This window comes from Pseudoalteromonas sp. M8 (assembly GCF_018141365.1).
GTDB lineage: Bacteria > Pseudomonadota > Gammaproteobacteria > Enterobacterales > Alteromonadaceae > Pseudoalteromonas.
In genome coordinates this window covers 4267402-4280868 of sequence record NZ_CP047240.1, presented here as the reverse complement: position 1 = coordinate 4280868, position 13467 = coordinate 4267402, and the positions used below count along the sequence as shown (strand labels likewise).

General features: G+C 44.7%; 10 protein-coding genes. 8 read left to right on the top strand and 2 right to left on the bottom strand.

The features are described 5' to 3' along the window. Window positions 1–3: 3 nt before the first annotated feature. Window positions 4–1416 (bottom strand): sigma-54 dependent transcriptional regulator, encoded by a 1413-nt coding sequence (locus tag GSF13_RS23995; protein WP_211867334.1) that lies wholly within the window; start codon window positions 1414–1416, stop codon window positions 4–6. A 249-nt stretch (window positions 1417–1665) separates the two neighbouring features. Between GSF13_RS23995 and GSF13_RS23990 the strand changes: the two genes are divergently transcribed. The 7 genes from GSF13_RS23990 (at window position 1666) to GSF13_RS23960 (ending at window position 12300) form a co-directional block, all read left to right on the top strand. Beyond that, window positions 1666–2919, top strand: coding sequence for an efflux RND transporter periplasmic adaptor subunit (locus GSF13_RS23990; protein ID WP_174170176.1), 1254 nt, complete (start codon window positions 1666–1668; stop codon window positions 2917–2919). 10 nt (window positions 2920–2929) lie between these two features. Continuing rightward, window positions 2930–3637 carry an ABC transporter ATP-binding protein gene (locus GSF13_RS23985; RefSeq protein ID WP_102057788.1) on the top strand — a complete coding sequence of 236 codons (708 nt, stop codon included), beginning with the start codon at window positions 2930–2932 and terminating at the stop codon, window positions 3635–3637. 2 nt (window positions 3638–3639) lie between these two features. Beyond that, window positions 3640–6036 (top strand): ABC transporter permease, encoded by a 2397-nt coding sequence (locus tag GSF13_RS23980; RefSeq protein WP_102057787.1) that lies wholly within the window; start codon window positions 3640–3642, stop codon window positions 6034–6036. A gap of 228 nt (window positions 6037–6264) precedes the next feature. Continuing rightward, window positions 6265–8679, top strand: coding sequence for an FtsX-like permease family protein (locus GSF13_RS23975; protein ID WP_211867332.1), 2415 nt, complete (start codon window positions 6265–6267; stop codon window positions 8677–8679). Window positions 8680–8810: 131 nt separating this feature from the next. Next, window positions 8811–10157, top strand: a complete 1347-nt coding sequence (locus tag GSF13_RS23970) for a 3-deoxy-D-manno-octulosonic acid transferase (RefSeq protein ID WP_174170178.1) — start codon at window positions 8811–8813, stop codon at window positions 10155–10157. Window positions 10158–10159: 2 nt separating this feature from the next. After that, a complete protein-coding gene (locus GSF13_RS23965) occupies window positions 10160–11188 on the top strand; it encodes a glycosyltransferase family 9 protein (protein ID WP_211867330.1) in 1029 nt (342 codons plus the stop codon). Next, window positions 11185–12300, top strand: a complete 1116-nt coding sequence (locus GSF13_RS23960; protein ID WP_211867328.1) for a glycosyltransferase — start codon at window positions 11185–11187, stop codon at window positions 12298–12300. The genes GSF13_RS23965 and GSF13_RS23960 overlap by 4 nt, the downstream gene beginning before the upstream one ends. A 53-nt stretch (window positions 12301–12353) precedes the next feature. On the opposite strand, the gene GSF13_RS23955 is transcribed toward GSF13_RS23960, so the two are convergent. Then, a complete protein-coding gene (locus GSF13_RS23955; protein WP_249122733.1) occupies window positions 12354–12557 on the bottom strand; it encodes a transposase in 204 nt (67 codons plus the stop codon). A gap of 546 nt (window positions 12558–13103) precedes the next feature. Here GSF13_RS23955 and GSF13_RS23950 point away from each other — a divergent pair. Then, on the top strand, window positions 13104–13424 hold the full coding sequence (locus GSF13_RS23950; RefSeq protein WP_010377676.1) for a DUF6482 family protein: 321 nt from the start codon (window positions 13104–13106) through the stop codon (window positions 13422–13424). The last annotated feature ends 43 nt before the right edge of the window (window positions 13425–13467 follow it).

The following is a 13467-nucleotide window of genomic DNA, read 5'->3' as shown; positions in this document are numbered from 1 at the left end:
TTCCTACAAATCGTACTTTTCTAAGCGACGATACATTGCCCCTCGGGTTAACCCGAGCGCTTTGGCTGCGTTTGAGACATTGCCTTGATAATGCTTGAGCGCTGCACGCACCGTACGTTGTTCAATTTCTTCAAGGTTGAAAGTGCCTTCAAAAGTGAGTGTATTGGTGTCCGAGGTATCTTCCATACTTGCTTGTGCCGCCGTGGGATTAGTGCCAATCACGGTACTGATATCCAAAAACTCGGTTTCACTTAAGATCACCGCACGTTCGATAGCATGTGCGAGCTCTCTGACATTACCGGGCCACGGGTAGGTTTGTAGACATTGCATGTCGCTGCTATTTACCTCAAGCTGCCTTTTATACTTGTGGCAAAAGTGTTCAAGGTAGTAGTTTACGAGCAGTGGAATATCATCGACACGCTCGCGAAGCGGTGGCAGACGGATCTCTATGGTATTGATCCGATATAATAAATCTTGCCTAAAACGACCTTCATCAACCGCTTGTTGCAGATTATCGTTGGTGGCACAGATAAGCCGTATGTCCACTGAAATAGGCTTATTGCCGCCTACAGGAGTGACTTGTCGATTTTGTAGCGCTGCAAGTAGCGTTGTTTGTTGGCCCATCGGCAGGTTGCCCAATTCGTCCAAAAACAAGCTCCCCTCGTGTGCGAGTTCAAAGCGACCGACCTTATCGCTTTTCGCATCGGTAAACGCCCCTTTTTTATGACCAAACAATTCGCTTTCAAACAAACTTTCGGAGATAGCACCCATGTCTAGGCTGATAAAGGTATTGTCGCGACGCATACTCGCCTGATGAATGGCGTGGGCGGCAAGCTCTTTGCCCGTGCCACTTTCGCCGGTGATCAAAATGTTGGCATCGGTGAGTGCCGTGCGTTCGATGGTACTAAATACCTTTTGCATGGCCGAGCTTTGGCCTAAAAAAGCAAATTGATGGCTACCACTGGATTGATTGAGTGCCTGATTTAACCCTTGCGTCTGACGAGTGAGCTTACCAACCTGCTGTTTGTCTTTGGCATGAGCAAATGCGGCAGCAACCGCACCCAGTAGTTGGTCATTTTGCCAAGGCTTAGCGATAAAGTCGGCGGCGCCTGCTTTTATCGCGTCAACGGCAAGCTGAATGTCACCATAGGCAGTCATTAACAACACCACGATGCTTGGGTCTTGTTCGACAATTTTCTTTAACCAATAAAAGCCCTCTTTGCCACTAATAGCATCTTGGCTAAAGTTCATATCAAGCAAGATCACATCTATTTGCTGCGATGCAATCTGCGCTTCTATATCAAAGGGGTTATCTGTGGTGATGATGGTTTGGTAATGCTTTTTTAGCAAAAGCTTTGCTGCAATTAATATATCGCTGTTGTCGTCGACAATTAATATGGTGCCTTCCTGCTTCATATCCTGATCGCTTTATTTTTCTTTTAGCGTACCGCAATCGTTTAGATCTCGTCTACGAAAAGTGTTCATTTATGGACACTTTGTGATTTTTGATGTGTTCTATTTCCGGACACTTATTATTCTTAGAATATAATGGTAGATACCTAAAGTTTTGTAATTACTAATAAAATTAAGCTTGGCATGGTGTTTGATATTAGTCATACATATTCGATAAAACGATTTAACCGACTAACAACAAGAGGCGTGATTATGGATAAGAAAATAGAGCGTTCAGGATTGCAAAAACATCTTAAGAAAGCGGTGGCAGGTGGTGTACTACTGAGCATTGCAGCAGCGGCACTGGCATTCAATAACACAGCCTCTTCAGGTCGTAGTCAAAATCTCGCACTGAGTAGCCTTACGGTGAGTACCGTAAGCAAAGGGGCGTTTGTGGACGCGCTAAGCTTGCGTGGTCAAGTCGTACCAAAAACCACGATTTACCTAGACACCATCGCGGGTGGTCAAGTAGAAGAGCGTTTGGTGGAGCAGGGTGAGTTTGTTGAGGCGGGTCAGCCATTAGTGAGATTGAGCAATACCAGTTTACAGCTAGACGTGATGAGTCGCGAAGCACAAGTAACAGAGCAGCTTAACTTCCTAAGAAACACCCAAATGACCATGGAAACCAGTCGCCTTAATTTACGCCGTGACTTGCTGGAAATTGACTTACAAATTAGCCATTTGGAACGTCGTTATAAGCAATCCAGGCCACTCGTTGAAAAAGGTGTGCTGGCAACTGACAGATTGTCTGAAATCGAAGACGATTTACAGTATTACAAGGCCCGAAAGGAGCTGACGTTAGAGCGCCAAGCGCAGGAAAATTCAATTCGTAAAGTGCAAGTAGAACAGCTAGAAGACAGTGCTGAGATGTTACAGAAGAACTTGCAATTTGCCCGTCAAAATCTCGAAAACCTACTGATCAAAGCGCCGGTATCGGGTTACTTGAGTGAGCTGGATGTTGAAATCGGTGAGTCAAAGAGTAAAGGGGCACGGTTAGGCCAAATTGACATTCCGAATGAATACAAGTTGGTTGTCCGCCTTGATGAGTTTTATTTAAATCAAGTACAACCGGATATGGCAGTGAATGTGATGTTAGACAGTGGCTTAGTCAGTGCCAAGGTGAGCAAAATTGATAGCCGTGTAACGCAATCACAATTTCAGGTAGAAGTGGCGTTACCAAGCGGCCAAAGCGACATTAAACGCGGCCAAAGCATAGATGTCGAACTGATGCTTGGCGGCAACAAAGAAAATGCCTTATTGCTAAAACGCGGTGCCTTTTTTACAAGCTCTGGCGGTAATTGGGTATACGTGTTGGCAAGTGATGGCAAAACCGCCGAGCGTCGTGACATTCGCTTAGGTAAAAAGAATCAAGATTATTACGAAGTGTTAGATGGTTTATCACAAGGTGAGCAAGTGATCACCTCAAGCTATAGCAACTTCGACAAAGCGCAACAACTCAATTTCTAAGGATATAACAATGATAAAACTAACTAACCTAAACCGTGTATTTTGTACTCAAGACGTTGAAACGACTGCGCTAAACGATATTAACCTAACTGTTAATGAAGGTGAGTTTGTCGCCATCATGGGCCCGTCTGGGTGTGGTAAGTCTACTTTATTGTCCATCCTAGGGATGTTGGATTCACCGTCATCTGGGCAGTTTGAGTTTGCGGGCACGGACATTGCGGGCTATAGCGAAAAGCAGCTCTCACAGCTACGTAAAGCGTCTATTGGTTTTGTATTTCAAAGCTTTAACCTGATTGATGAGCTGACTGTGTTTGAAAATGTCGAGCTACCGCTGCAATACCAAAATATCTCAAAAAGTGAACGTAAGCAGCGTGTAGAGCAGATTTTAAAACGCGTTGCCATCGACCACCGCGCTGATCACCTACCACAGCAACTTTCTGGTGGTCAGCAGCAGCGTGTGGCGGTTGCAAGAGCGCTGGTTATTAACCCTAAACTTATCTTAGCGGATGAGCCAACGGGTAACTTGGACTCCAAAAACGGCGAAGAAGTCATGGCGATGTTACGCGAGCTAAACCGCGAAGGCACAACCGTGATCATGGTAACGCACTCAGAAAAAGAGGGGTCATACGCGGATAGACTTGTACGCCTTCTCGATGGCCAAGTGATGTTAGACAAAGCCAACACGGTGGTGCAACCACAAAAATCAGAGGTGGCATAACGATGATAGTGAATTATCTAATAACAGCATTGCGTGCTTTTAAGCAGCAAAAACAGCATTTTATTTTAAATGTACTTGGGCTTAGTGTGGGCTTAGCCGCGGCAATTTTGGTCGCACTGTTTGCAAAAAATGAACTATCTTACGATAGCCAGCAACCTCATGCTGAGCGTGTGTATCGAATTGCACAAGACTATTCGCAATTAGGGCTTGGGGTCGTTCCTATTTTTAATTACATCAATGGCACTCGAGCACTTGAATATAGCCAAGTTGAAGAGGTTTTTGCGCTGACGATGGTGGAGTTTACTCGCGAAGCTGAAGTAGATGTGACAGTAAAAAATCAAGGTTTTAAACTGAATGACCTTTATGGCGCAACTGCAAATATCGAGAATTTTATCGATATGGAGACGGTGGCAGGTAGTCTAAGTCGCGCCATGAGTGTACCGAATAGCATTGCATTGAGTAGTTCAGAAGCTCAGCGTATTTTTGGTCGCACAAACGTGGTTGGCGAGACTCTACAGCATAAAAACGGCCAATATACGGTAGGTGCAGTATTTACAGATTTACCTGAAAACACGCATTTTGGCTTTAAAAACCTAGTGTCTGTAGAGCATGATCCAGTCAATACGGATATAACTTCTAGTTATGTTTATTTAAGATTGGCGCCGCAAACAGATGTTATTGCTTTGGAAAGCATACTGACTGAGAAATATTATTTCGGTGATTTTAAGGGTCGCTTATCGCTGCAATTACACCCCTTAACGGAGCTTCACTTTACTGCAAAGTCGCCGTTTGAAATGAAAGTGGGTGGTGCGAAACAAGTGGTGATGATCTGTGTTGGTTTAAGCGTGCTGCTGATCCTTATCGCTGGCTTTAACTTTATTAATATGACGGTTGCACAGTCGACCAAACGTGCAAAAGAAGTGGGTGTACGCAAGGCACTTGGTGCCAGCAAGTCGCAATTAGTTGCACAGTTTTTATCTGAGTCTGTACTCGTGTCATTGCTTGCAATGACAATAGCCTGTGTTTTGGTCGAGCTACTATTGCCAAGTTTCAACAATCTAGTTGGCCGTGAATTAAGTATTGATTATGCATCTATGTTTAGTGTCGTAGTAGTCGCGGTTGCCGTCATCGTGGGTTTGTTGGCGGGTCTCTATCCTGCATTTTTTATCTCATCTTTTAGTGCTAAACGCGTACTAAGCGGAGATTTACAGCGTGGGAGTACCGCGATTTGGGTGCGCAAAAGTCTTTTAACTGTACAAGCAGCACTTGCGGTTGGGTTAATTATTGCTTCGATAACGCTACAGTACCAGTTGGCACATTTGCAAAATTTACCGCTTGGTTACGAAACCACACAGCGTTTGGTGGTCTCAGAAGTGCCCGTTAAAGCGGCTTTTACAAAAGCGCCAACGTCATTAGTTAAACAGTTCGCGGCGATTGAGGGCGTTGAACATATCAGTGTGATAGATACGCAGCTGACTCGCTCGATTAATAACACCCTAGTACCAACGTGGCCAAATGGTGAACAGTCGCAATCCTTAACGCCAGTTATTGGCACAAGCTACGAGGTAGTCAAAGGGCTGGGGTTAACGCTACTTGCAGGTCGAGACTTTAGCCGAGAGTTTGCCGGTGATTGGTCAAATCGAGTTAACGGCGTAACCACAATAGGCACCATTATTACCGAGTCGGTCGCTAAGCAAGCTGGCTACAGTAATGTTGCAGATATTATTGGCAAAACTATCAAAGATACTGGCCGCAACGTAGAGATGCGAGTGGTTGGCGTCGTCGCTGACGTCAAAGTGGGGAATGCACAAGAAGCGAGTTCTAATATTATGTTTTTATTGGGGTTTACTTATTTTAATCCAACATCTGAAGTAATCTTAACGATTAACCCGCAGTATTTAGCACAGATTCGACAAGACTTGATTAGTGTGTTGGCAAAAACCGCAAACGTGTATGAACCAGAGATAAATCTACTTTCAGACAGTTATAGGGCGGTACTTAGTGGTGATGAGCGTATCTCTAAGGTAGTACTTATCTTCACCGCGCTAGCTGTATTCTTAACCTGTTTAGGCACTTTTGGATTAGCATCCTTTGCAACGGTTCGCCGTCAAAAAGAAGTAGCTGTACGCAAAGTCTTGGGGGCATCACGGCTAAGCATTGTGAATATCTTAGCAAAAGAGTTCCTGATTTTGGTGGGAGTCAGTATCGCCATTGCTTATCCGGTAACTTATTGGCTCGTTGGTGATTGGCTTGCAAACTTTAATGACCGCATTGAGCAAGCAATGTGGGTTTATGGCGCAGCAGCCTTGGTGGTTGCCGGTATCACTTGGTTGACTGTGGCGACCCTTGCCTTTAAAGCCGCGAGTACGCGTCCGTCGCTGATCTTGCGATATGAGTAAATTAAATTGGTAATCACTCAAGAAATTGCGGCCTAATTTAGGCCGCTTTCATCATTTATTCTTTGGTGTTTTCATCGCCAATATCGGCACGACCATTTCTGCTTTTGAATGGTGTGAATATACTGCTACAAGCAGTCATTTTTTAAAAGTGAGTCACAATCGAAAGTGGAAAAATCAAGTGACTTTGTACTGGATATCTTTATAAAAAATAACTAAAAAGGATCTTCTATGCTCACTTCATATTTGAGTACGGCAATTCGGGTAAGTAAAAAACAAAAGCTACACACACTGCTCAATGTCATCGGTTTCAGCATTGGAATTGCTGCTGCAATTATCGTGGCTTTATTTGCTCAAAGTCAGTTGATTGTTGATAAACATCAGCCTGATGCAAATAATGTTTATCGAGTACATTTAGATTTGCGTTCTGTGGGTGTGGGCGTGCGCGGTGCGATTGACCCTAGAATGCCGCTGCTGATGCAAAAGCACAGTCAAATAAAGGAACTGTTGATTATTAGTCGGATTGAATCGTTACAATATAGTGGCGAACCAATGGCGGATATCGTGAAGGTTAAAGATCAGCGCTTTAAGCTCAAAAAGGCGTATGTTGCGACGCCAAATTTGGCTGAGTTTGTGAATATCTCTGTATTACATGGAGACTTAACTCAGGCTCTTTCTCAGCCCAATCTTATCGCCCTTAGCCAGACAGAATCAAAGCGCTTGTTTGGCGACACAGATGTTATCGGCAGGCAACTTGAATACGATGGGGGAAGCTATGAAGTGGCTGCTGTTTTTGCGGATTTAGAAGCAAATACACACTTTGATTTTGATGTGCTGATGTACTTACCCAAATTGCAGCGCGGTCCTTTTAGTAGTCATGTGTATTTAAAGTTGCAGCCAGAAGCAGATCCTAACGCGTTAGCGCAAGAGATGACGCGCGAGATGCAAAAAAGAGCTAAAAACCCGAACTTCAAAGACATCCAGTTTCAGTTTATTCCATTGACCCAGTTGCATTTTCACACCAATGGCACCGTAGAGATGAAGCAAGGCGGGTCTTATTTGGCACTGCAAGTGAGCGTTGTGCTGAGTACTTTACTTGTGATCATAGCCAGCGCTAATTTTATTAACTTCAATATTGCCAGTGCTGCAAAGCGTGCTAAAGAAGTCGGCATACGTAAAGCGCTAGGTGCCAGTAAGTCGCAACTCGTCACACAATTCCTGTCAGAATCGTTACTGATTGTGCTGTTTTCAGGGTTTTTAGGGGTTGTAATCGTTGAGTTGGCATTGCCGCACTTTAATCAGTTAATCGCGCAGCCCCTGACATTGGTATACAACTCTCTATTTATGCTCGGTCTTGTAATTACATTGACTGTGGTTGGTTTATTTTCTGGGCTATATCCAGCTTTATTTATCTCGTCATTTGGCGCGAAAAAAGTGTTAAGTGGCGATTTTAGTCGAGGGCGTTCATCAGCAAGGATCCGCAAAATAACCTTATGCTTACAAGGTGCGATTGGCGTAGGGCTGATAGCAGCTATCAGCATGCTCTATCAACAAATGATGCTGGTAAAACAGTTGGATGTAGGTTACGAAAAAGCACAGCGAATTATCATTCGAGAATTGCCCTCAGAGCTGATTTATCAGCAACAAGGAAACGCATTGCTTGATGAGTTAGGCCAGATCTCAGGTGTGGCTGGTTGGACATTGAGCGATACCAATTATGCAACCGCCATTAACGGTGGGATGCATTACACTTGGCCAAATGGCGAAACCTATGACGGCATGTTAGCAGTAATCAATACGGGTTATGACGTGATTGATGTACTCGGGTTAAAGCTGATTACTGGGCGAGGCTTTAGTCGCGATTACACTGGAGATTGGTATCGTGAACAGCAAAATGGAGAAGCGCATGTCGCTATCCTGATAACCAAGAAAATGGCTCATTTAGCGGGATATGAGAAGCTTGATGAGGTAATCGGCGTCACTGTTACCGTACCAAGGCGAAAGTTGACAGCCAAGGTTGTGGGCGTAGTTGAGGATATCAGAATTGGTTCCGTGAATAATGCAGTACAACCTACTTCATTGATGCTTGGTCATGTTGATGGTGAAACTGCAAATGTGGTATTAAAAATCGCTGAAGGCATTGATCCAGATAACGTGATCACTGAAATTGAACAAGTCCTTGCTGCACATCTCAATCGTCGTGATATAGAAGTTCAGTCTCTCAATGATGAGTTCTTGGCGGCCCACAAGAATGAACTTTATACGCTTACCATGCTATCTATCTTTAGTCCTTTAGCTATATTGCTGACCTTACTCGGAACATTTGGGTTAGCGTCATTTACTACCTTGCGTAAAGAAAAGGAATTAGCTATCCGTAAAGTGTTAGGCGCTACACGTCTTGGGTTAATTAGCTTGGTTGCTAAAGAGTATTTGTGGTTATCTGCATTGAGTATGGTACTTGCGGTCCCGCTGACGTATTGGCTAGTTGGTGAGTGGCTTAATCGCTTTAATGAGCGGATAAATCAATCTATATGGATTTATGGAATCGCAGGCCTACTTGTGATCTTGCTTACTTGGCTTACCGTTGTGCTCGTTACCTACAAGGTTGCAAGCCGGCGCCCCTCATCAGCGCTGCGCTACGAGTAGCTGATAGCAATTTGGCTTAATATTTAAATAGGCCACTTAATAAAGCAAATTGGTATGACTCGCTGTCAATTTAGTGTCAAAAACCATAGTTACACTGGGGTTAATTCAGGCTTGAATAACAAGGTGTAGCTATGGCTAAGGTTAAGACAACCTCTCGTCTTCGTAGAAGATCAGCTAATTCACTTTGGATTGGTGTTTATAACAGTATCCTGTTGTTGTGTTTACCTTTGATTGCGCTGATCTTATTAAAAAAATGGCTACGTAAACCGGGTTATAAAAGGCACTTTTTACAGCGCTTAGGTGTCTACGATTGTAAGCGTTTACCCGCCTGTATTCATTTACATGGCGTCTCCGTTGGTGAATGTGCCGCCATTGCTAAACTTATTCCTGAGCTGCGTAAACAGCATCCTCATTTACCCATTGTTTTTACTTGTACCACGGTTGCGGGTTCCAACTATATTGAGCGCAACTGGGGGGAGCAAGTCATTCATACTTATTTGCCACTGGACTTTCAATTGACGGTTGGTGCGTTCTTGACGCATTTTAATCCGGTATTGACCATGTCGGTTGAGATGGAGTGGTGGCCGAACCTTATTCGCCAGTCGCGCAACCAAGGCAGTCGAGTGATGCTGGTAAATGCTCGCATGACCGACAGATCAAAAAATCGTTATGCCAACATGTTAGGTCTTTTTACCTTTATGGTGTCCAAGGTGCATAAAATTCTGCCGCAAAGTGAGCTAAGTTATCAAGCTTTTCGCGAGTTGGGTGTACCACCAGAAAAACTGATGATGTGCGGTAATATCAAGTACGATTGGCCAGAGCTTAAACATGCCGACCCAACGCAAAAACCCTCTCAGTTGACATGGATTGCGGGGAGCACGCATGACACTGAAGAAATAGCGGTGGTCGCAGCGCACAAACAGTTGTTACAGCAAAATCCAGCAGCTCAGCTAATTATCGCACCGCGTCATCCTGAAAGATTTGATGAGGTATGGCAGCAGCTGCAAGCAAGCGGGCTGAGCTGTCAGCGTTACTCGCACGCGCCAACACTAACGGCAAATACGCAAGTGTATCTGCTCGATACGATGGGCAAACTATTTGCGTTTTATCGTGATGCCCACGTTGCCTTTATCGGTGGCTCGTTAGTTAAGCTCGGTGGTCATAATCCTGCCGAAGCCATTGTCCAAGGGGCTGCCGTCGTAATGGGAAGTAGTCGACGAAATTGTGAAGATATATGTGCGCCGCTGAGTCAAGCTGGTGCACTTGTTGAGGGTAACGAACCACAGCAAATAGCTAAAGAAGTCATCGGCTTTTGGCAAAATAGTGCTGCAACAGTACAACAAATACAGGCTGGGCAAGCTGCTATCGCAAAGCATAATGGCGCACTACACAAAACCACATTGCAAGTTTTATATCAGTTAAAACAAGCGCAACGGCCAGTCCATAGTACCCGATTACATCCAATGGTGATCAGATAACAATGCAATACAACAATATCCTTATTGTCCGACTCAGTGCCATTGGTGACATCGTGATGGCGTCAGGTCTTATTTCTGCACTAAAGGCACGTTACCCAGAAGCAAAACTGAGCTGGTTAGCAGAGCCTGCTGGCGCGACCTTGCTACAACAAAATCCATTGCTAGATGAGGTGATCCTGTGGCCTCGTAATGAATGGCAAAAAGTGCGAAAAGCAAAAGGGATCATAGCGCTACTTAAGCTAGTTAATAGCTTTAAAAAGCAGTTGGCTAGTCGACAATTTGACTTAGTGCTCGACGCCCAAGGACTCCTTAAAAGTGGCGTGCTAGCTTGGCTAAGTGGCGCTCAATATAAGGTTGGGATCAATAGTCGCGAGGGCAGTCAGTGGCTTATGAATAAGGTAGTGACCTCGCCTTGGTCTGCTGATATCAGCTCGGAATACAGAGCTGCAGCGAAATTTTTTGGTGCGCCAGAAACGGCATTTCAATACTCGCTTATTGCCTCGAAAGAGACACAACAACACACAAAAGCACTGCTATTGGAGCATACTCAAGGTCAACCTTATGTGGTGTTTTGTCCGTTTACAACGAGAGCACAGAAACACTGGGTAGATGGGCATTGGCGTGAGTTGTATAAACAAGTAAATCAGTCTATTTGTGCGCATATTATTATATTGGGTGGACCAAGTGATATCGCTCATAGCGAGCGCTTAGAAAAACAGATGCCGGGGATCATTAATCTAACTGGGAAAACGACATTGCTTGAGTGCAGCGAGATCATTCGGGGAGCAAAAGGTGTGATTGGCGTTGATACAGGGCTAACTCACATGGCGATGGCGCATCATACCCCGGTTATTGCATTGTTTGGTTCAACCTTACCGTATGAAAACACCTTTAATCCAAATGGTCGCGTGTTGAGCGATAAACTTGCTTGCTCACCATGCAAACGCCGGCCAACCTGTGAGGCTCGTTTTGATTGTATGGTGGGGCTCACGCCACAAAGAGTGTCGAGCGCACTAGGAGAAGTGCTATGAAAGTTCTGCATATTGAAGCGGGTCGTCACTTATATGGCGGCGCACAGCAAGTGGTGTATTTAACCCAAGCGTTACAGCAAAAGGGCATTGAGAACGTACTGGTTTGCCCGCCTAATAGTGAAATGATTGCAGCCGTTGATAAGCAAGTTGTTGTGGAGCCTGTGAAAATGGCAGGCGATCTCGATGTCATGCAATGTTTGCGTTTACGAAAGACTATTGCCCATCATCGGCCTGATTGTGTTCATATTCACAGCCGTCGAGGGGTTGATACTTGGGGATTACTTGCCGCTAAGTTGCTTAATGTTCCTGTTATTTTATCGAGACGAGTCGACAACACCGAGCCACGCTGGTGGTCAAAATTAAAGTACCCAGCCTACGATAAAGTTATCGCTATCTCAGAGGGGATCCGCCAAGTATTACTCTCACAAGGTGTTGCCTCTGAGCAAGTAAAGTTAGTCCACAGTGCCGTCGATACCGAGCGCTTTGCACCAAATAGTGCGGAGCGGCAATGGCTGCTTGATGAGTTTGAACTACCACAAAATGCCTTGGTTGTGGCTAATTTTGCGCAACTGATAGAGCGCAAAGGGCAGGATGTGATTATGCGTGCAGCCAAACAACTCATTGCTGAGCATCCTAATTTACGTGTATTACTGTTTGGCCGAGGGCCAAAGCTGCAACAGTATCAAGCGCGTATAGATGAGCTGGGGCTGCAAAAAATTGTCCAGCTGGTGGGATTTCGACAAGACGTAGCGCGTATTTTACCGGCGGTTGATATTGTTGCACATCCAGCATCGATGGAAGGGCTAGGCGTAGCGTTATTACAAAGTAGCGCATCTGGCGTGCCTGTCGTGGGCTTTACTGCCGGTGGCATTCCCGAAGCGGTTGCGCACAATGAAACCGGACTACTTGCTCCGATTGGTAATCAAGCTCAGTTTACTCAAGATCTTAATCGCTTATTGCAGGACCCGATTTTACGAGATCAAATGGGCCGTAAGGGTCGCGCTAAAATGTGCAGTGAATTTGCCATTGAGGTGATGGCGGAAGGTAACTTGTCGGTGTATCTAAGCGTGTTAACTGAGTTGGGAAGAGACCCTTTAACTAGCCAATCATAAAAAGTGTGAGTTCCAATAAGGGTAATCACCAATGCGGCTTACTAGCTTGGTTCTTAGTGGGTTTGCAGCAATATGCTGGGCAATGGTATGCCTGTCTTCTGTGGTTCTGAGCTGATGATAGTAATACGCGCTTTGCCAAATTCTGTGTTTAGCAGGTAAGCTGTTCCGCCTTTTAATTCTCCTACAATCTTACCAAGTTGCGTATTTCCAAGTTGCGTATTTCCAAGTGTTAGTAAGCCATGAAAGTGATCTGGCATTAATACCAATTGAATTAATTCTCTAATCAATTTGAAGGGTGAAATAGCATATTAGCTTCGTTAAAAATTTCTCATTTAGAACAACTAAATAGCAAAATTTTTGCCTTGCTACTAAAGCTATTTCCCCGCTTCAAGATAGATCATTTACTTAATACAACTGGTATAACACCCATGTTTGCCAGCGGCACTCAAACTTTTTTCATTATGTGAGATAGATTGGAAAAACAATCGTGCCAGCCGATAATCCGTAAAATAGAGCGTGCGTTTATGGCAGTTAAACGTAATGAAGTATTCCGCGTACGGGATTGATATCCTGCCTTTTCTCAGGTTATTCCAGCTCATGTGCATGCCTTGCAATTGAGAGATAAGTTTTAAAGATAAGTCCTTCGATTAAATCTATCGAGGTACACCTCGACCTACGTGATGGATGGTAGGTCGTGATTTATCACGACAACAGGTTTGCGACAACACATTCACGACTATCAAGGTGAACCAAACACGCACAAGGGCCGTTTAATTATTAATCGGTTAAACGAGGAGAGCATTATGCTTGCTGCCACACTAAAAGAAAAAATCGCTAATAAAGAACTCCATGCCATCGTGCTTAGCTACGCGGATTCAAATCACTATCTTGCGGGTGGTCAAGATGCTGATGGGAACTTGCATATCTTAATGCATGCCGAGGGCAAACTAACGCCGTTTAACTCGCTGCGAGAGGCCGAGACAAAGCTGGCGGAACTCGGTGCAACTCAAGCCTATCTCAGAGTTGAGTCTGCCTATGATGAAATTGGTCCTGAGGACGCTTCGGGAACGCATATCAGCAATATGGAGATCCGTCACTTAGCTCCATCCGACATAACCGTTTAAATAAAAAGGCTTAAGCGCCCGCAGGTGAGCGCTTAAGCCTTAA

Excerpts from the sequence above, each read along its gene's own strand:
- GSF13_RS23955 (WP_249122733.1), bottom strand. The coding sequence starts at position 12,557 with ATGCCAGATCACTTTCATGGCTTACTAACACTTGGAAATACGCAACTT.
- GSF13_RS23975 (WP_211867332.1), top strand. The coding sequence starts at position 6,265 with ATGCTCACTTCATATTTGAGTACGGCAATTCGGGTAAGTAAAAAACAA.
- GSF13_RS23960 (WP_211867328.1), top strand. The coding sequence starts at position 11,185 with ATGAAAGTTCTGCATATTGAAGCGGGTCGTCACTTATATGGCGGCGCA.
- GSF13_RS23980 (WP_102057787.1), top strand. The coding sequence starts at position 3,640 with ATGATAGTGAATTATCTAATAACAGCATTGCGTGCTTTTAAGCAGCAA.
- GSF13_RS23990 (WP_174170176.1), top strand. The coding sequence starts at position 1,666 with ATGGATAAGAAAATAGAGCGTTCAGGATTGCAAAAACATCTTAAGAAA.
- GSF13_RS23965 (WP_211867330.1), top strand. The coding sequence starts at position 10,160 with ATGCAATACAACAATATCCTTATTGTCCGACTCAGTGCCATTGGTGAC.
- GSF13_RS23950 (WP_010377676.1), top strand. The coding sequence starts at position 13,104 with ATGCTTGCTGCCACACTAAAAGAAAAAATCGCTAATAAAGAACTCCAT.
- GSF13_RS23995 (WP_211867334.1), bottom strand. The coding sequence starts at position 1,416 with ATGAAGCAGGAAGGCACCATATTAATTGTCGACGACAACAGCGATATA.
- GSF13_RS23985 (WP_102057788.1), top strand. The coding sequence starts at position 2,930 with ATGATAAAACTAACTAACCTAAACCGTGTATTTTGTACTCAAGACGTT.
- GSF13_RS23970 (WP_174170178.1), top strand. The coding sequence starts at position 8,811 with ATGGCTAAGGTTAAGACAACCTCTCGTCTTCGTAGAAGATCAGCTAAT.